At 47.3% G+C, this 19,150-nt stretch carries 22 protein-coding genes; all 22 read left to right on the forward strand.

Annotated features, from left to right (window positions below; translation table 11 throughout):
• The first annotated feature begins 10 nt into the window (after positions 1-10).
• On the forward strand, positions 11-1,027 hold the full coding sequence (gene fliG / locus HII30_RS10290) for a flagellar motor switch protein FliG (protein WP_169504941.1): 1,017 nt from the start codon (positions 11-13) through the stop codon (positions 1,025-1,027).
• Positions 1,020-1,865: a FliH/SctL family protein gene (locus HII30_RS10295; protein WP_169504942.1), complete on the forward strand. Its 846-nt coding sequence runs from the start codon at positions 1,020-1,022 to the stop codon at positions 1,863-1,865. The genes fliG and HII30_RS10295 overlap by 8 nt, the downstream gene beginning before the upstream one ends.
• Positions 1,858-3,177, forward strand: coding sequence for a flagellar protein export ATPase FliI (gene fliI, locus HII30_RS10300; RefSeq protein WP_169504943.1), 1,320 nt, complete (start codon positions 1,858-1,860; stop codon positions 3,175-3,177). The genes HII30_RS10295 and fliI overlap by 8 nt, the downstream gene beginning before the upstream one ends.
• Positions 3,178-3,186: 9 nt before the next feature.
• Positions 3,187-3,630 carry a flagellar export protein FliJ gene (fliJ, locus tag HII30_RS10305; RefSeq protein WP_169504944.1) on the forward strand — a complete coding sequence of 148 codons (444 nt, stop codon included), beginning with the start codon at positions 3,187-3,189 and terminating at the stop codon, positions 3,628-3,630.
• Positions 3,631-3,679: 49 nt separating this feature from the next.
• Positions 3,680-4,603 (forward strand): MotE family protein, encoded by a 924-nt coding sequence (locus HII30_RS10310; protein ID WP_169504945.1) that lies wholly within the window; start codon positions 3,680-3,682, stop codon positions 4,601-4,603.
• Between the two features lie 46 nt (positions 4,604-4,649).
• Positions 4,650-6,149 (forward strand): flagellar hook-length control protein FliK, encoded by a 1,500-nt coding sequence (locus tag HII30_RS10315; protein ID WP_169504946.1) that lies wholly within the window; start codon positions 4,650-4,652, stop codon positions 6,147-6,149.
• Between the two features lie 20 nt (positions 6,150-6,169).
• Positions 6,170-6,739 carry a flagellar hook capping FlgD N-terminal domain-containing protein gene (locus HII30_RS10320; protein WP_169504947.1) on the forward strand — a complete coding sequence of 190 codons (570 nt, stop codon included), beginning with the start codon at positions 6,170-6,172 and terminating at the stop codon, positions 6,737-6,739.
• Positions 6,736-7,125 (forward strand): TIGR02530 family flagellar biosynthesis protein, encoded by a 390-nt coding sequence (locus tag HII30_RS10325; protein WP_169504948.1) that lies wholly within the window; start codon positions 6,736-6,738, stop codon positions 7,123-7,125. The genes HII30_RS10320 and HII30_RS10325 overlap by 4 nt, the downstream gene beginning before the upstream one ends.
• A gap of 76 nt (positions 7,126-7,201) precedes the next feature.
• Positions 7,202-8,014, forward strand: coding sequence for a flagellar basal body rod protein FlgG (flgG, locus tag HII30_RS10330; RefSeq protein WP_169504949.1), 813 nt, complete (start codon positions 7,202-7,204; stop codon positions 8,012-8,014).
• A gap of 55 nt (positions 8,015-8,069) precedes the next feature.
• Complete coding sequence (locus HII30_RS10335; RefSeq protein WP_169504950.1) at positions 8,070-8,297, forward strand: flagellar FlbD family protein; 228 nt, start codon at positions 8,070-8,072, stop codon at positions 8,295-8,297.
• Complete coding sequence (locus HII30_RS10340; RefSeq protein WP_169504951.1) at positions 8,294-8,755, forward strand: flagellar basal body-associated FliL family protein; 462 nt, start codon at positions 8,294-8,296, stop codon at positions 8,753-8,755. The genes HII30_RS10335 and HII30_RS10340 overlap by 4 nt, the downstream gene beginning before the upstream one ends.
• 37 nt (positions 8,756-8,792) lie before the next feature.
• Positions 8,793-9,791, forward strand: coding sequence for a flagellar motor switch protein FliM (fliM, locus tag HII30_RS10345; RefSeq protein ID WP_169504952.1), 999 nt, complete (start codon positions 8,793-8,795; stop codon positions 9,789-9,791).
• A complete protein-coding gene (gene fliY / locus HII30_RS10350) occupies positions 9,781-11,037 on the forward strand; it encodes a flagellar motor switch phosphatase FliY (RefSeq protein WP_169504953.1) in 1,257 nt (418 codons plus the stop codon). The genes fliM and fliY overlap by 11 nt, the downstream gene beginning before the upstream one ends.
• A 27-nt stretch (positions 11,038-11,064) precedes the next feature.
• Positions 11,065-11,430 carry a response regulator gene (locus HII30_RS10355; protein WP_169504954.1) on the forward strand — a complete coding sequence of 122 codons (366 nt, stop codon included), beginning with the start codon at positions 11,065-11,067 and terminating at the stop codon, positions 11,428-11,430.
• A 13-nt stretch (positions 11,431-11,443) separates the two neighbouring features.
• The gene (locus tag HII30_RS10360) at positions 11,444-11,959 is read left to right on the forward strand and encodes a flagellar biosynthetic protein FliO (RefSeq protein WP_169504955.1); all 516 of its coding nucleotides are present in this window, start codon (positions 11,444-11,446) and stop codon (positions 11,957-11,959) included.
• Positions 11,956-12,708, forward strand: a complete 753-nt coding sequence (gene fliP / locus HII30_RS10365; protein ID WP_169504956.1) for a flagellar type III secretion system pore protein FliP — start codon at positions 11,956-11,958, stop codon at positions 12,706-12,708. The genes HII30_RS10360 and fliP overlap by 4 nt, the downstream gene beginning before the upstream one ends.
• A 29-nt stretch (positions 12,709-12,737) precedes the next feature.
• Positions 12,738-13,007, forward strand: a complete 270-nt coding sequence (fliQ, locus tag HII30_RS10370; RefSeq protein ID WP_169504957.1) for a flagellar biosynthesis protein FliQ — start codon at positions 12,738-12,740, stop codon at positions 13,005-13,007.
• Between the two features lie 11 nt (positions 13,008-13,018).
• The gene (gene fliR, locus HII30_RS10375) at positions 13,019-13,807 is read left to right on the forward strand and encodes a flagellar biosynthetic protein FliR (RefSeq protein ID WP_169504958.1); all 789 of its coding nucleotides are present in this window, start codon (positions 13,019-13,021) and stop codon (positions 13,805-13,807) included.
• A gap of 5 nt (positions 13,808-13,812) precedes the next feature.
• The gene (gene flhB / locus HII30_RS10380; protein WP_169504959.1) at positions 13,813-14,916 is read left to right on the forward strand and encodes a flagellar biosynthesis protein FlhB; all 1,104 of its coding nucleotides are present in this window, start codon (positions 13,813-13,815) and stop codon (positions 14,914-14,916) included.
• Positions 14,917-14,946: 30 nt separating this feature from the next.
• Positions 14,947-16,974 carry a flagellar biosynthesis protein FlhA gene (gene flhA, locus HII30_RS10385; protein WP_211184539.1) on the forward strand — a complete coding sequence of 676 codons (2,028 nt, stop codon included), beginning with the start codon at positions 14,947-14,949 and terminating at the stop codon, positions 16,972-16,974.
• A complete protein-coding gene (gene flhF / locus HII30_RS10390; protein WP_169504961.1) occupies positions 16,971-18,254 on the forward strand; it encodes a flagellar biosynthesis GTPase FlhF in 1,284 nt (427 codons plus the stop codon). Before flhA ends, flhF begins: the two co-directional genes overlap by 4 nt.
• Entirely contained in the window at positions 18,247-19,128 is an 882-nt protein-coding gene (locus HII30_RS10395; RefSeq protein ID WP_169504962.1) for a MinD/ParA family protein, read from the forward strand. Before flhF ends, HII30_RS10395 begins: the two co-directional genes overlap by 8 nt.
• Positions 19,129-19,150: the final 22 nt, after the last annotated feature.

Below are 19,150 nucleotides of genomic sequence, written 5' to 3' on the forward strand. Positions count from 1 at the left end.
AGTGGAAGCATTGGCGAGAGGGACGAACCAAATGTTAACCGGAAGGCAGAAAGCCGCGATATTATTAATTACTCTTGGACCCGAGGTATCAGCACAAATCTTCAAGCATTTGAGGGACGAGGAGATAGAGCAGCTGACCCTTGAGATCGCTAATGTCCGCAAGGTCGACGGCGGCGAGAAAGAAATTATTATGTCCGAGTTCCATCAAATATGTCTGGCGCAGGAATATATTTCTCAGGGCGGTATTACCTATGCTAAAGAAATTTTAGAAAAGGCATTGGGACAGCAAAAAGCTTTGGAAGTGATCAACAGGCTGACAGCTACACTGCAAGTACGACCGTTTGATTTTGCCAGAAAAGCAGATCCAAGCCAGATACTGAATTTTATTCAGAATGAAAATGCCCAAACCATTGCGCTGGTACTCTCATACCTGCAATTCGAGCAGGCAGCCAGTATCCTTTCTTCTCTTCCCCAAGAGAAGCAGGCTGAGGTTGCACGCAGAGTTGCCGTAATGGACAGTACTTCCCCTGAAGTCATTTCCCAGGTGGAACGAGTCCTTGAACAAAAGCTTTCCTCAACGGTGACGCAAGATTATACAAGTGCCGGCGGCATTGAATCGATTGTTCAAATCTTGAATGGCGTTGACCGGGGGACTGAACGTACCATTCTGGATGCTCTGGAAATCCAGGATCCGGAATTGGCAGAAGAGATCAAAAAGCGGATGTTTGTGTTCGAAGACATTGTCAATGTGGACAACCGGTCAATCCAGCGTATTATCCGGGATATCGAAAATGCGGATCTTCAGCTTGCTCTCAAGGTGGCGAGCGAAGAAGTGCGTGATGTCATTTTCCGCAATATGTCGAAACGGATGGCTGAAACCTTTAAGGAAGAAATGGAGTTTATGGGTCCTGTACGGCTTCGTGATGTGGAAGAGGCACAGACTCGTATTGTAAGTACGATCCGCAGACTTGAAGAGGCTGGCGAAATTATCATAGCCCGCGGCGGAGGAGATGACATTATTGTCTAATTTGATCAAACCTTCTCAATATATGCCTTTGGATGTGCTGAAAGAACTTGATCTTGCCCAAAGATACCGATTTCCGGAAACAGAAGAAGACCAAGAGCAAGCTCCCCAACCCGTGCAGCCTGAAGTGCATTATACATTGGAATCCGCCGAGCAGTTGAAGCAGGAAATACTCAGAGATGCCAAAGAATTTGCGGAACGACAAATTCGTGAAGCATCCGAGGCGGCGGAGAAGATCATGTCAGACGCGCGTGCCGAAATTTCTTCCTGGTGGGACGAAAGACGGAGTCAGGATGAGGATATCGCTGAAGCCTCCAAGGCCGAAGGTTACCGGGCAGGTTATGAGGAAGGTGCCGATAAGGCCAGGGTGGAAATGCAGGAACTTCTGGATTCAGCCACTCAGGATGCCCAGAAACTGTTGAGTCAGGCTTATGAAGCTAAGGAAGAGCTGATTCAAGAAGCGGAACCATTTCTGGTTGACCTCAGCTGTGCAATAGCTGAGAAAATTATTGAACGGCAGCTGACGATTGAGCCGGAATATGTACTTGATCTCATCACTAAATATCTGGCTCGCAAAAAGGAAAAAGGCATCATCTCGCTTTGTGTCGCACCAACACACTTCGCATTTGTGCATGCGGCCAGGGAAGAGCTTGCATTAAACGTGGACTCTCAGGCCGAACTGCAGATTTTACCGGATTCGACGGTTACGGACCGAGGCTGTGTAATTCGTTCTTCATTAGGAAGTGTAGATGCACGAATTGATACTCAACTCTCTGAGATTAAAAAAGAATTGATCCGTATCTCTATGGATGGAGAAGAACGGAGAAATCCAGATGAATAGATTTAACAGTACTCGATATAAAGATCATTTGCAGCATATTGATCCCGTGCGTATTAACGGCAAAGTGACCCAAGTCATCGGATTGATGGTGGAATCTGAGGGGCCCGATGCCAGCATCGGTGATGTATGTTACATCTATCCAACGAAGAAGGCCAAACCACTTCAAGCGGAAGTTGTAGGTTTTCGGGATAACAAAGTTCTGCTGATGCCGCTGGGTGAGCTGCACTCCATTGGACCTGGATGTGATGTAGTTGGAACCGGCAAGCCGCTGAGTATTCAGGTGGGCTCGGAACTGCTCGGCAAAGTGCTCGATGGTTTGGGACAGCCGCTGGACGGTTCCGTTTTGCCCTCCAGAATGGCTTTCAGTTCTACCAACAGCATCCCCCAAAATCCTTTAAATCGACCACGTGTTAAGGAACCGATCAGTATCGGTGTACGAGCGATCGACGGTTTGCTCACTGTTGGCAAAGGGCAGCGGGTCGGTATTTTTGCCGGGTCAGGAGTCGGGAAGAGTACTTTGATGGGGATGATCGCCCGCAACACGGCAGCCGATGTGAATGTTATTGCATTAGTAGGAGAACGGGGCAGAGAAGTCCTGGACTTTATTGAACGGGATTTGGGACCTGAAGGTCTGAAAAGATCAGTGGTGATTGTAGCGACCTCCGACCAGCCAGCCCTGATTCGCATCAAAGGAGCATTGATCGCAACAACGGTGGCTGAATATTTTCGGGACCGTGGATTAAATGTCATGCTGATGATGGACTCTGTCACCCGCTACGCCATGGCCCAGCGCGAAGTTGGACTTGCTGTAGGCGAACCACCGGCTATGAGAGGATATACGCCCTCAGTGTTTGCAAGTCTTCCCAAGCTGCTGGAACGTGCAGGGACCGGACCTGCGGGGTCCATTACAGCATTCTATACAGTCCTTGTGGATGGCGATGATATGAACGAACCCATTGCTGATGCGGTGCGAGGCATTTTGGATGGTCATATTGTGCTTAACCGAAGTATAGCAAACAAGGGTCATTTTCCTGCCATTGATGTGCTGGCCAGCATAAGCCGGGTGATGAAGGATATTGCTGACGAAGATCAGATTGAGGCTTCAGAGAATATGAAAAGACTCATGGCTGTTTACAAAAATTCAGAGGATCTTATCAATATTGGTGCTTATCAGAAGGGCTCGAATCCGGAGATTGACGAAGCCATGGAGTTCATAGGACAGATTTGGGATTTCACAAAACAGAAGGTCAACGAAAAAGTAACACTCGGTGAAGTGCAGGAACGATTGATTGCTGAATTTTCAAGGAGATGACGAAGGTAAATGAAATTTAATTACGCTTTCCAGAAAATTGTCGATCTCAAAGGCAATGAAAAAGCACAAGCCGAATGGATGCTGTCAGCGGCACTTGGAGAACTTCAATCCGAAGAAAAGAGTCTCCACGAGCTGCTCTTCAAACGTGAAGAGATAGGCAGCGCACTCCAGCGGGCAGCACAGCAGTCTGCACCCATTTCTGAAATCCGAAGCCTGCAGTCTTATGTGGAATATCTGGATGTCTGCATCACGAAGAAAGAAAACGATATTCAAAGTGCACACCGAAATGTTCATCATAAGCAGGAACGGCTGCAGGAGACGATGCTTGACGAAAAAGTCTGGCTGAAAGCAAAAGAGAAAAGCAGTGAGAAGTTCCGGCAAGAAAGTCTCCTACGGGAACAAAACGAGCTGGATGAGATGGCGACCGTCCGTTACGCAGTCCAAGCCCGCTAAACCTGAAGTTCCGGGGTAATCCCCGTGCCCGCAGAGGAGGAAACGTATTATGGCTCGAAAAGATATGCCGCTGGATCAGGAAGAATCAAGCGGAGGGATTGAAAAGGTTATGCTTTTTCTAATTCCTATTATATTTACAATCGTTCTGGTAGGGGTGCTCCTAACCTTGTTCAATATCAATTTCCGCAGCGGAGTTATGGAGTTTGCCAATAAAATCCCGATCGTGAAGGATTGGGTGCCTGACCCGGTTTTGACAGCGGAAGAGAAAAAGGAGAAGGAAGAGAAGGAGAAAGAAAATAACTCCGAAGCAGCTATTGAGAAACTGCAGCAGCAGCTTTCTGAACAAGAAAAAGCCCTGAATGAATTGACTGAGCAAAAAGAAGCACAGGAAAACAAAGCTGCTGAGCTGCAGGCCCAGCTGGATGAAATGCAGAATCAGGCAGCGGCGGGCGAGGTAACGGAAGCGGATCTGTACCTTAAACAGATAACTGATCTGGCTAAAATGTATGCTTCCATGAACCCTAGTAAAGCAGCTCCGATCATTGAAAGCCTGACTAATGAAGAAATGGTTTTGATATTGGGGGAAATGAAGAGCAGCCCGCGTGCGGCCATTCTGGAAAAAATGAATCCTCAAAAGGCGGCAGATGCAACCATGCTGCTTAAGGATGCCAAGCCTGCACAAGACAAAGCAATTGCAGCCCTTCAATCCCGCTTGAAGAGGGAAGAAGAAAGTGCAGTGGAAACATCAAGTCAAAATCTTGATAAAAATGAGCTGGGTCAGACGTTCTCCCGAATGACGCCAAAGAACGCATCGAATCTGCTCATTCAAACCTACAAAATCACACCGGAGAAGGCAATCACCATTCTCGATTCTGTAGATGATACAACACGTGCCAGAATCCTGGATGAAATGTCAAAGGTTGAACCTGAAATGACGGCCAGAGTGTTAAATCGACTCATGGGTGCACGCTAGGATTACGTTCCCCGGAAATCTTCCTGGGAAGGAGGTGAAATTATCAATGTCAATGATCTTTCAAAATCTTAAAGCATCCATAGCAAGTGCTTCACCAGCGGGGGGGAAATTGTCTCAGAATGCAGCAGCAGCTCAAGGTGAGGGGGTGTTTGGAGAGGCCTTGGTGTATCAAATGTCTCTCGCAGGTGACAAAATACCATCTCCTTTGACCGGTCTGACTGCGCTTCCTGGCATATCCTTGAACTCGTTGATCTTCGAAGGGAAAGGCATTGAAGAGGGGAGTCAGAAAACAGAAGCCGCTGCCGGATTTCTCGGAGAACCAAAGGCAGTGACTGAGCCGGAATCAGAGTTGAAGCCAGATGGAGATGAGGACACAGTGTCAGCACTGCTGATGCTCTTAGATCAAATGCCTCAACTGGAGCGCATTCTTGAGGTGGATCCGTCACTTCTGGAGAAGCTTCAGCAATGGCTGTCTCAAGCCCAGTCCTTGCTGACGAAGCCGCCGGTCTTAGAACAAACTTTGGAAGCAGCGGAAGAATCAGCAGGTTCTTCAGTGGATGATGCAGCACAGCAGCCGCTGCCCCCTCTGGCTCTGCATAAAGAAACGATTCGTTTTGCGGTGCAGGATGCCCTGGTTCAGATGACAGGCCTTGCTAAAGATCTGCAGGGTGCTGGAGTGCTGAAGCAGCAGCTTCATACTCTGACTCAATCTTTAGAGGTCATGACTGGATTAGCGGATGACGGACCGGCAGCGCGTGTAACGTCTGAACCCGGAAAGGCTCAGGTTTTGTCAGGTGCAGTGTTTAACCAGTCGATGAAGCAGGAGCTCCAGGGAAGTCAATCTGCTATGAAACCAACGGCTGAAGTTTCGACACAGCAAACATCAAGAATACCTGCTACTTCAGCGGTTGTATCTCAAGTAACAGAGGCCCATTCCAATGATGAAGCCGCTGCAGTAAAAGGCAGTGTGCCGGAAGAAGAAACGACGTTAACGGCTGGACAGCTTGCCCTGCGGACTGCTGGAAGTGCACCGGTTAAAGCTGCTGCCGAAGCCGTGCCCGTGGGTCAATTTGCCCGTGAAATGACGCAATTTACGGTCGGGAAACTGGAATTCATCAAGCATCAAGGTTTTTCGGAAGCCAGGATTTCTCTTTATCCTGAACATCTGGGACAGGTAGATATCAAAATCAGTATGCAGAACGGACAGATTGTGGCTCAGTTTATGACACATAATGCAGAAGCCCGTGAATTGCTGGAACAGCAGATGACTCAGCTAAGATCAGCACTCCAAGGACAAGGACTTCAGGTTGAGAAGCTGGAGGTCACACAGAACAGTCAATCCCCTTCTTCCGCGTTCAATCCTCAGGATGGAAAGCAATCAGGATCTGGACAGCAGCAGCCGGGCAAACGTTCAAGAGAAAAAGATACCGCTTCGGATGATGCTGTGATATCCGCTGAATTGTCTGAAGAATGGAAAGAATGGAATGCCGAAATAAAAGGTGTTGAATCCATGGATTCGCAAGGAAGCTTCACTGCTAAAGCCTAAAACATGGAGGTGATTCAAAAATGGCTTCAAATTACGTGACCAATACGGCCTGGCCCAATTATTCGCCTTCGAACATCAAAAAGGCAGGCTCGTCGGACGGACAGGTACTTGGCAAAGACCAGTTTCTCAGTATTTTGATTACCCAGCTTCGGTACCAGGATCCGATGCAGCCTATGCAGGACAAAGAGTTTATCGCTCAGATGGCTCAGTTCACCTCTCTGGAGCAGCTGATGAATATTTCAACTCAGCTGACAGAAATGCGGCAGTCTCTCGGAGCGGCATCCAGTCTGATTGGTCAAAAAGTCAGCTGGATTCAATCTGATAGCAGTGGAAATTCTTCTGTGAAATCTGGTGTAGTGGACTCGATCCTGATTCGAGAGGGAATGCATTATGCCAGGATCGGCGCAGCTGAAGTTGCCCTGGATCAAATTGTCCAGATTGAGAAAGTTCCGGATCCAGTTTCCGAACCAGGCCTTAATGATGGAAGCGAGGGATTGCAGCTCACTGACCAGAAAGTGAATGAACCGCTGTCAGAACAGAACGAAGTCGATAATACTTCGGGTACAGACAGCGAAGGGTCAGAGATATGAGTGATCGTCTAACCATAGGTCAGCTCTACCCGGGAAGTATTCATCCTGCATCACTGAAGAAAGATCGGGCTGGATCTTCTGGGAGCACCGATGTTCCGACAGGCAAGTTCAAAGAAATGCTGGATTATAATCTGCTCAAATTCAGCAATCACGCAGCGAAGCGTTTAGAGCAGCGGGGGATTGAGCTTCACCGTGATCAGCTAGTAAAAATTAATTCAGCCGTTGACCAGGCTGCAGCAAAAGGAAGCAAAGAATCGTTGATTCTGCTTAAAGATATGGCACTCATCGTAAATATTCAGAACCGGACGGTCGTCACGGCAATGGATGGTAAAACAATGAAGGACAATGTGTTCACCCAAATCGACAGCGCAGTAATTATTTCATAAGAATGAAGCGGCTGGCCCGTAAGGAAGCCGATGACCGCTGATCGACAGAAGCGGTTCACTAAGGAGGATAATAATTATGTTGAGATCCATGTATTCGGGCGTTTCCGGTATGAGAGGCTTTCAGACCAAACTGGACGTGATTGGTAATAACATTGCTAATGTCAATACGGTTGGATTCAAAGCAGGACGCGTAATGTTCAAAGATATTTTGAGCCAAACGGTATCGGGCGTTACAGCACCGGTAGAGGGTGAGCAAGGCGGTGTAAACGCAAAACAGGTTGGCTTGGGATCGACTATTGGATCCATTGACACGGTTCACACGCCGGGAAGTGCTCAGACGACCTACAAACCGACAGATCTTCGCATCGATGGTGACGGATTTTTTATGGTCAAGATGACAGAAGATCAGGAAGTTCCTTTTCTGACTCGTGCAGGTGATTTCCATGTTGACGGCAACCGGCAGCTCGTTACTTCTGATGGCATGTTCGTTTGTGATGTTGGCGGTGCACCTATCGTTATTCCTGCAGAAGCAACAGGATTCTCCATCGGGCTTGACGGTTCTATCTTGATTCAAGGCGGAGACGGAGACGTCGTTCAAATCGGGATCGCAAAAGTCGTTAATCCGGAAGGTCTGGAAAAAATCGGCGGAAACCTGTACCGTGTGACTCCGAATGCTCTGGGTGCTGATGTTGAACTTGAAGGACTGGCAGCCAATGATGCTGAAGCTGGCACAGGAGCGATTGTAGCCGGGCAGCTGGAAATGTCAAACGTAGATCTTACCGCTGAATTTACAGAGATGATTGTTGCTCAGCGTGGATTCCAGGCGAATTCCCGTATCATTACAACTTCTGATGAGGTGCTTCAGGAAGTCGTGAATCTGAAACGTTAACGTTAAAGAGTGACTTGGGGGGGCAGGTCCCCCCTCTCATAGAAGGAGGCTTTCCATGATCCCGGTTACAAGATTAAACGGTTCACAGATGTGGCTGAATGCTCTTCTGATCGAAATGGTTGAAGAGACGCCGGACACCTATATAACTTTGACTACCGGCAAAAGATTGATCGTACTGGAAAAGGCAGCGGATGTTGTTCAATCTATCCGTTCTTACCATCACGAGGTAGGTATACATCAAGCAACTATTAAAGTGCAGCAGCAGACGGAGGAACCTTCATGAAAAAGATGCTTCCCTGGCTCATAACGATTTTGTTATCGATCACGATGATCGTAGTGGCCGTTTTTCTGCTCTCCGACAAACTGCTGGGCAGTGATGATAAGAATGTGGTTTCAGCGAAGCAAGAGGAGCCCGTTAAGTCCGCAGATGAAATTGTCGAAGTGACTTCAGAAATATTAGATATCACGACCAATATGTCTGATCCTGAATACATTGTGAAAATCAGCTTTGCCTTTCAGCTGAACGACAAGAAGGCTAAAGAAGATTTTGACAAGATCAAAGAAATAAAGATTAAACCGATTATTATCAAGACCCTTATGGATACAAAGCCGGACAGCCTGAAAGATTCCAAAGGTGTTGAACAGCTATCCAATCAGCTTATGGAGCAAATCAATAAAAGTATCAACCATGGAACTGTGACACAGGTGGGTGTCACGAACAAATTGGTTACCGGCATCTAAACCAATGTATAGGCTGCAGGATAAGGGGGTGAGATAATTGGTAGATGTATTATCGCAAAATGAGATTGATGCGCTCCTGGCTGCTCTCTCCTCTGGGGAAATGGATGCGGATGAATTGAAAAAGGAAGACACGCAGAAAAAAGTCCGGTCCTACGATTTCAAAAGAGCTGTACGTTTTTCTAAAGATCATATTCGGAGCCTTACGCGGATTCATGAGAATTTTGCAAGATACCTGACAACCTATTTCTCAGCACAGCTAAGAACTTTCGTTCAAATAAGTGTCGTTCAGGTAGAGCAGCTGCCTTATGATGAATTCATTCGTTCGATTCCGAAGATGACCGTATTGAATATTTTTGAAGCGGAGCCGCTGGTGGGGCGAATGGTGCTGGAAGTTCATCCGAATATTGCGTATGCGATGCTGGATCGTCTCTTAGGAGGTACGGGAAGCACGCCATCCAAAATCGTCTCCATGACTGAAATTGAAACCATTATTATGGAGCGTATATTTAGCAGGGCATTTGAAAGCCTTCAGGAAGCGTGGAAAACGGTCATGGATATTTCTCCTAGACTGGAAGCGCTGGAAACCAATCCACAGTTTATGCAGATCGTTTCTCCGAATGAAACAATTGCTCTGATTTCGTTAAGCACCAAAATCGGAGATACCACGGGAATGATCAACCTCTGTATTCCTCATGTGGTTCTGGAGCCGATCATGTCGAAGCTATCTGTTCATCAATGGTTCACTTCAGAGAAAAAGGCTAGAGACCCGGAAGAAATGGATGCACTGAAAGCACGAGTCAGCAAAGCTAAGCTGCCGATTATCGCTGAACTGGGTGAGTCCCAGATCACCATTTCTGAATTTCTGGGATTAAGTACGGGCGATGTCATCACACTTAATAAACCCGTCCACGACGGCCTTTCCATTAAAGTGGGGGACAAGCTGAAGTTTGTCGGCAGTCCAGGGACGTTAAAGGACCGGATCGCAGTGCAGATCGATGAAATCGTCAGTGAAGGAGATGAAGATATTGACGAGTAAAGATTATTTATCTCAAGAAGAGATTGACGCCCTGCTTCAACAGTCCGGTATGGCGTCATCCTCCTCATCCTCGTCCCCGCAAAGTGTGGATGACGTATTAACTCCGCTGGAGCAGGATGCGCTTGGTGAGATTGGAAATATAACATTTGGCAGTGCGGCTACAGCACTTTCCACGCTTCTTGGTAAAAAAGTGGATATTACAACACCTCAGGTGTCCATCATCAGCAGGGAGCAGTTTGAGGAAGAGTTCCCGAAACCCCATGTAGCGGTTCACGTTACGTATGTAGATGGTTTTGAAGGAATTAATTCACTTGTGATCAAAACGCGTGATGCACAAATCATTGCAGATCTCATGCTTGGGGGTGAGGGGGCACCTAAGGATGAAGAGTTAAATGAAATCCACATTAGTGCGGTTCAAGAAGCAATGAATCAAATGATGGGCTCTTCAGCGACAAGTATGTCTACTATATTCAATCGTTTTGTCAATATATCTCCTCCAGGCATTGATATTCTGAATATGTCAAGCGGAGATGGGATCAGCAAGCTTCCTGAAGATGAAATCATGATTAAAATCTCATTTCGCCTGATTATTGGGGATTTGATTGATTCATCCATCATGCAGCTGCTGCCCATTGAGTTTGCCAAGGATATGGTTCACACCTTGATTAATGGGACTGAAGAGGAACCCGCTCCGGCAGTTGAAGCTCCACAAGCATCCACTCCTCCGGCACAGCAGCCTGTTTCCCAGCCGCAGACACCTCCAGCGCAGCCCCAGATGCCGCCACAAGGGTCTCCAGCGGACACGGGTTATGGTTATCAAGGAGGAGTGACGGGTGGGGAGATGCCTGGTCAGATGCCTTACGGGCAGCCGCAAATGCCATATCCACAAGGGCCGCAGCACTACGGCGGAATGCCAAATCGGAATGTGAATGTACAACCTGTGCAGTTTGCAAACTTGCAAAATGCTCCATACAACCAGGTAGATGAAAACAATCTGAACTTACTGATGGACATTCCTCTTAAAGTCACCGTAGAATTAGGTAGGACCCAGAAGCAAATTAAGGATATCCTGGAAATGTCCCAAGGCTCGATTATTGAATTGGACAAGCTTGCCGGCGAGCCAGTAGACATCCTGGTGAATCATAAGCTGATCGCCAAGGGCGAGGTTGTCGTGATCGATGAGAACTTTGGCGTTCGGGTAACGGATATCGTAAGTCAATGGGACCGAATACAAAAATTACAATAGCACACATTTAGGGAGGATTTTTAATTAATGGCTAACCGAATTCTGATTGTTGACGACGCTGCATTTATGAGAATGATGATCCGTGATATTTTGACCAAGAACGGATTTGAGGTTGTAGGAGAGGCGCAGGACGGCGCACAGGCGATCGAGAAATTCAAGGAACTTCGTCCGGATTTGATCACGATGGATATTACAATGCCTGAAATGGATGGTATTGCTGCACTGAAAGAGATCAAGAAAAGCGATCCGAATGCAAAAGTAATTATGTGTTCCGCTATGGGCCAGCAGGCCATGGTTATCGATGCGATCCAAGCTGGTGCTAAAGATTTTATCGTAAAACCGTTCCAGTCTGACCGTGTTATTGAAGCGATCAATAAGACTCTTGGCGTGTAAGGCAGTATAAGACATGCTTGCAGCATCCGAAGTAACCCGGCCGGATACATCAGGCTTTTATTTACAGTTGTTTTATGTGTTTGTTGTTCTGGCGATCATCGTTTCTGTCATTATTTTGTTAATTCGTTTTCTGGGCCGGAAGAATCAGAGCTGGATGCGAGGCCGTTCCATCCGCACATTGGGCGCCTTGGGTGTGGGACCGAACAAATCGGTCCAGCTCATTGAAGTAGGAGACAATATCTATCTGATCGGAGTCGGTGAAGATCTCTCACTGCTGGACAAAATCACCGACCCCGATGAGGTGATTCGATTGAAAGCAGCCATACAACAAGAGCAGAATCCGACGGGGACGCTGCCGCCGTTTATCAGTAATCTTACGGCTAAATTTCGCAAGAATCAGCCCCCGGAGGATATTGAACTTGAAGATACTTCTTCTTTCCATGAAGTATTTGAATCCAAGCTGCGCAGCGTACCGAACCGAAAACAAAAGGTAGAAGAATTGCTGCGGGAGGATCAAAAGGATTCATGACTAAAAGACTAGCTTTGTTGATTACACTGATCTTGCTGGCCGGAGCGGCTTGGACCTCACCGATCTCGGCAGATCCTATACCGAACATTGACATTCAGATCGGGAATAACGGGGAGGAACCGGGGACGAGTGCAATATCCCTGATTCTGCTGATTACTATTCTTAGTGTGGCGCCTGCCATTCTTGTTCTGATGACAAGCTTTACCCGGATCGTCATCGTCCTCGGTTTCGTCAGAACATCACTGGGGACTCAGATGACACCGCCCAACCAGGTGTTGATTGGATTGGCATTATTCTTGACCCTGTTCGTAATGGCTCCCACACTCTCGACAATGAATGAGGAGGCACTCCAGCCCTATCTTCAAGGCGAAATTACGCAGAGTGAGGCGCTGGAAAAAGCACAGGATCCAATCAAGCAGTTTATGTTTTCACATACCCGGGAAAAAGATCTGCTGCTGTTTATGAAATATACGGGCCAAGAGAAGCCTGAAACCTTTGAGGATATACCGCTTACCGTTCTGGTGCCGGCATTTGCGATCAGCGAACTGAAGACCGGATTTCAGATGGGATTTATGATTTTCATCCCGTTTCTCGTTATTGATATTGTCGTAGCAAGTGTGTTGATGGCCATGGGAATGATGATGCTTCCGCCGGTCATGATCTCGCTGCCGTTCAAAATATTGCTGTTTGTACTGGTTGACGGGTGGTACTTGGTCGTGAAGTCCTTGTTGATGAGCTTCAACCCTTAGCGACAGGAATATAATCAGGAGGACTGCTCGTGAGTGCAGAGTTTATAATCGGTTTGGCCGGTCAGGCTGTATATATTGTTCTGAAGGTTAGTGCTCCCATGCTGGTCTTGGCTTTGGCAGCTGGTTTGGCAATCAGTATTTTCCAAGCGACTACTCAGATTCAGGAGCAGACCTTGGCTTTTGTTCCAAAAATCATTGTTGTCTTGCTGGCACTTCTGCTGTTTGGTCCCTGGATATTGACCACACTGGTCGACTTTACATTTGGGATACTGGACAATCTCTACAAATATATCGGATAGGCTGAATGTCCATGGAATGGTTGGAGCAAAGTGTTCCTGTCTTTATGCTTATGTTTTGTCGAATTACATCATTTTTTGTGGTAGCGCCCATCTATTCATCAAGGACGGTGCCGCTGACGTATAAGGTCGGTTTGTCTTTTATTATTACGCTTTTGGTTTATCTAACTTTCGGTCTAACAACAGCAATCAATGACAATATGTTTTACATTCTCCTGGTCGTACAGGAAGTATTAATTGGCTTGCTTTTGGGATTTACGGCTTATCTGATGCTGGCTGCAGTGCAAACGGCCGGTGCATTGATTGATATACAGATCGGCTTCGCCATGGCCAATGTGATTGACCCATTTTCAGGTGTCTCATCTCCTTTGATCGGCAACTTTAAATACATGGCTGCCCTGCTAGTCTTTTTAAGCATGAACGGTCACCATTACCTGCTGGATGCCATCATGTACAGCTATGAATGGGTACCGGTAACGGGGAATGTGTTCACTAGATTTGAAGATGGCAGCACATCCGACTTTTTAATTACAACGTTTGCGTATTCGTTTGTTCTGGCTCTGCAGATGGCAGCCCCTATCGTGGTAGCTTTGTTCTTAACCGATATCGGTTTAGGATTTCTTGCCAGAACCGCTCCGCAGTTTAACGTGTTTGTCATCGGGATTATTATGAAGATTCTGGTTGGTCTAGCGATGCTGATTCTATTGATGCCTGGACTGGTGACGCTGTTTGATCATCTGTTTGACAAGCTGTTCAGGGCACTGCAGGAACTGCTGGGAGTACTGGGTCAAAGACCAGCGTAACGTACATGGGGAGTGAGAACTTGCGATTAAGGTATGGCATTGATCTGCAGATGTTTGCTGGGGAGAAGACAGAGAAGGCAACGCCTAAGAAACGTCAGGAAACCCGTAAAAAAGGGCAGGTTGCCAAGAGTATGGAAATTTCCGGGGCATCCATCCTGCTTGCCGCATTTCTTTGCCTGATCTTTTTCGGCAGCTACATCCGGGATCACCTGGTCCGGCTGTTCACCGATGTGTTTATCAACAGGCTCAGCATGGATGTTACATCAGATAATGTGGTTATGCTGCTTGGAGAATACGGAATTCAAATCCTTATATTAATCGCACCGCTCTTTATCAGCGTGTTTGTAATTGCAGTCGTGGTCAATTATATGCAGGTCGGTTTCCTCTTATCCGGCGAGTCCTTGAAGATGAAGTTCAGCAAGCTGGATCCCATTAAAGGTTTTAAAAATATCTTTTCGCTGCGTTCTCTTGTGGAGTTCTCGAAATCGATACTCAAGCTGAGCATTATTGGTTATCTCGTTTATACCTCTTTGTGGGGTGCGCGGGAAGGTCTTTCCAGGCTGGCTGCCACAAGTCCGGACACGATCTTGCATTTTACAGCAGATGTAACGCTCTGGCTGGGCATTAAAATCGGTGTTGGACTGTTGATATTAGCTGTATTCGACTATATATATCAAAAGTATGATTATGAGAAAAACATTCGGATGTCCAAACAGGATATCAAAGATGAATATAAAAAAATGGAAGGCGATCCTTTGATTAAAGGGAAAATCAGGGAGCGTCAGCGCCGGATGGCTATGCAGCGGATGATGCAGGAAGTGCCAAAGGCGGATGTCATTATTACGAATCCGACGCATTTTGCGGTGGCGATCAAATATGACAGTTCTTCAATGGAAGCTCCTCAAGTACTGGCTAAGGGCCAAGACTATATGGCACTGAAAATCAAGGAGATCGCCAAGAAAAACGGCGTGATGACCATGGAAAATAAACCGCTTGCCCGTGCTTTGTTCCAGCGTACGGAAATTGGTGACGCTATTCCCGGTGACATGTTTCAAGCTGTTGCCGAGGTACTGGCTTATGTATACAAACTAAAAGGCAAGGCGAATTAATGTAGGGATCGGAGGCCGACTGCAGTGAAAATGAAAGATTTATCGGTTTTAGCGGGTGTCATTGGAATCGTCCTTATGATGATACTTCCGATCCCGGCCTGGCTTTTGGATGTGCTGCTTGTTATCAACATCTCGCTGGCACTGATCATTTTGCTGGTTGCCATGAATACGAAGGAAGCGCTGGAATTTTCCATCTTTCCATCACTGCTTCTGATTACAACTCTTTTCCGTTTGTCACTTAACGTTTCAACAACGAAATTGATATTGTCAGAGGGAGAAGCCGGCGATGTTGTCGCGACCTTCGGCAGCTGGATTGCCGGCGGACAGATTGCGATCGGATTTGTCGTATTCCTTATTCTGGTGGTAGTTCAATTTATCGTTATCACGAAGGGTTCAGAAAGGGTTGCTGAGGTAGCTGCCCGCTTCACCCTGGATGCGATGCCAGGTAAACAGATGAGTATTGATGCGGATCTGAATGCTGGGATGATTAATGAAACCCAGGCAAGGGAGCGCCGCCAAAAAGTGGAGCGCGAAGCGGATTTCTACGGAGCGATGGACGGTGCCAGCAAATTTGTAAAAGGGGATGCCATCGCCTCGATCATTATTCTGCTGATCAACCTGATCGGCGGTTTTATCATCGGGATGTCCATTCACGGTATGAGCTTTGGCGAAGCGATGAGCACCTTCTCCATTCTGACCATCGGTGACGGCCTGGTCAGCCAGATCCCAGCGCTGCTGATTTCTACCGCTGCCGGACTGATTGTGACGCGCGCTGCTTCTGACGGTAACCTTTCAGACGACCTGTCGAGTCAACTATTATCGTACCCTAAGCTCCTCTATATTGTTGCTGCTACGGTTACGATGCTGGGCCTCCTGACGCCGATTCATGTTATGACCACATTCCCGATAGCCATTGCGTTGTTCATTGCCGCGAGGAAGATGCAGAGCAGCCTGGATCGGAAGCAGGTGGAGGTCGAGCAGCTGGAAGAAGAACAGCAGATTGAAGAAGTGCGGAGTCCGGAAAGTGTCATTAATTTACTGCAGGTCGATCCCATCGAATTTGAGTTTGGCTACGGATTGATTCCACTGGCAGATACTCAGCAGGGCGGAGATTTACTGGACCGGATTATCATGATTCGCAGACAATGTGCCCTTGAAATGGGGCTGGTCGTACCGGTGATTCGGATCCGCGATAATATTCAGCTGAAACCTAATGAATACGTAATTAAGATCAAAGGGAACACAGTTGGCGGAGGCGAGCTCCTTCTTAATCACTATCTTGCCATGAGTCCGGGGTATGAAGATGATCTTATTACTGGTATTGAAACGACAGAACCGGCATTCGGCCTTCCGGCGCTGTGGATTGATGAGGCGGCCAAAGAACGTGCCGAGCTCGCCGGTTATACTGTTGTAGATCCTCCATCCGTTGTAGCTACCCACCTGACGGAGCTGATTAAACGTCATGCGCACGAATTAATCGGACGTCAGGAAACGAAGGCGCTTATCGATAATATCCGTGAGAGTTACCCGGTTCTGGTCGATGACCTGATTCCATCTATTCTCTCCGTTGGAGATGTTCAAAAAGTGCTCGCCAAGCTGTTGAAGGAAAAGATATCCATTCGCGATCTCGTTACTATTTTTGAAACGCTGGCAGACTCAGGACAATATTCTAAAGATCCTGATGTTCTTACGGAATATGTAAGACAATCCCTGTCGCGACAAATTACACAGCAATATGTTCAGGAAGGCGAAGCAATGCGGGTAATTACGGTAGGGCCAGCGCTGGAAAAGAAAATTGCAGAAAGTGTGCAGCAGACGGAACAGGGAAGTTATATTGCGATGGATCCGGTTTCAACTCAAAGTATTTTCCAAAAGCTGAGCGAGCAGGTGAACCGCCTGATCCAGATGGGACAGCAGCCGGTACTTCTCACCTCGCCGGCCATTCGGATGTATTTGCGGCAGGTTATCGAACGGAGCATGCAGGATATTCCGGTATTGTCCTATAGTGAGCTTGAGCCGAATGTTGAAATTCAGAGTGTCGGGGTGGTGAACTTATGAGAGTGAGAAGGTATGTCGTAGATACGATGCCGGAGGCAATGCTGAGTATCCGTAAGGATTTGGGGGGCGAGGCGGTGATCCTCAGCTCCAAGGAGATCAAGGTAGGCGGATTTCTCGGGATGTTTGCGACTCGAAAGATTGAAGTGATTGCCGCTATCGAAAAAGAAGATGCCCCTAAGCCAAAGCCTGAAGGATCGATAAAGCAGCCTCAGCCCCAAGTTCCGCGTAATGCGCTTTCGAAGGCATATAAAAAGTCAGAGGCTCCTTCAAAGCCAACTCAGGCAGATCAAGCTGGTGAAAGCTTTGCTCAAGATTTTATAGCAGCGGCGGCTGCCGAACCAAATCCAATACAAGCCGAACGCTTAGACTTAACCCAGACCGATGAAAAGAGACTCGCATCAGAACAGCATCTGCTTCATGAGATTCGGGAAGTCAAGGATTGGATCGCCAAACTATCTCGTCAGAGCAGCGCTCAGGAGGATTGGCCGGAGGGCGTCATTACGATCCGTGACCACCTAAATGCACAAGGGCTGTCATCATCGCTTGTGGAGACGTGGATTCAGGAAGTTTTACAGGAGTGGAAAGCTTCCGGAGGAAGTATGTCAGAGCAAGCGTTGAATGACTCATTCTTGCGGCAGGCCGAGCGTTTCCTGGAAGGGAGGTTTGGCGGGGGGATTCGGCAAGATACTCGGATGGTTTATATTGCTGGTCCTACCGGTGTAGGAAAAACCACAACGATTGCCAAACTGGCGGCTGAGCAGCTTTTTAAATATCAGCGTAAAGTCGGCTTCATTACTTCTGATACGTACAGAATATCAGCTGTTGAACAGCTTAAAACGTATGCTTCCATACTGAATGTACCTATAGAAGTGGTTCAATCACCAGGCGATATGCAGAGAGCAATGCAGCGCCTGGAATCATGCGATTTAATTCTAATGGACACAGCGGGCAGAAATTATCGTAATGAGATGTTCGTATCTGAACTGCAAAGCCTGCTGCCTGGAAGTCCGAATAGTGAGACATATCTGGTGCTCAGCTTGACGTCCAAAAGCAGTGATATGTTAGAAATCACAGGTCATTTCAGCAAATTCGTGCTGGATAAGGTGATTTTTACGAAATTGGACGAGACCGGAAGCTGTGGTGCATTGTTCAATCTTCTAGCCGAACATTCATTACAGCTGTCTTACATGACCAACGGGCAGAACGTCCCGGACGATCTGCTTATGCCGGATATGGCGATGCTGACATCTCTGCTTTTCGGGAGAGATTTACATGAATGATCAGGCAGAAACATTAAGACAATTGGTCTCTACACACCATCACACTTCAAATCCGGCTGTGGAAAGAACTGCACAGATCATTACCATTTGCAGCGGAAAGGGTGGTGTCGGAAAATCGAATTTCACACTGAACTTTGCGCTTTCGCTGCAATCGCTGGGTAAAAAAGTGATCATCTTTGATGCAGATATTGGAATGGCGAATATTGACGTGTTAATGGGCGTTTCATCCAGATATAACCTTTATCACCTGCTGCGGCGAGAAAAGCGACTGGATGAAGTGATCCATCGCGGGCCTGAAGGTCTTCCTTACATTGCTGGAGGTTCGGGTATTTCTGATATGTTTTCCCTTACAGAGGGAGATTTGAATTATTTCGTTTCTCAAATGGAAACGATGGCACAGGAAATGGATTACATCATTTTCGATACAGGAGCCGGATTGTCCAAGGAGAACCTGAAATTTATCACTTCAGCTGATCAGTGTCTGGTTGTCACTACTCCGGAACCCACCTCCATTACAGATGCATACGCTTTGATCAAGGTCGTTCACGGGTCGCATCCCGAGGTTCCGTTCTCCCTTGTGATCAACAGGGCTTCAGATGAAATTGAGGCCAGGGAAACCTCAGACAAGATCATATTAACCGCCAGACGTTTTCTCGAACTTGATATCCGGATGTTGGGTTATGTGCGTGAGGATCAGGCTGTCGTAAAGTCGGTAAAGAGGCAGTATCCTTTTTTACTGGGCTTTCCGCGAAGTCATGCGGCTCACGATATTCAGCGGCTTGCAGCGTTATATGCGGCTGTGACGGTATCCGGAGAACATTCGGTTCGAAACGGAATAAAAGGATTTATGCAGCGTTGGCTTAAACGTAAATAGCCGTTCCTGATGGAACGAAAAG

It is taken from the genome of Paenibacillus lemnae (assembly GCF_012933385.1).
Taxonomy (GTDB): Bacteria; Bacillota; Bacilli; order Paenibacillales; family Paenibacillaceae; genus Paenibacillus_AQ; species Paenibacillus_AQ lemnae.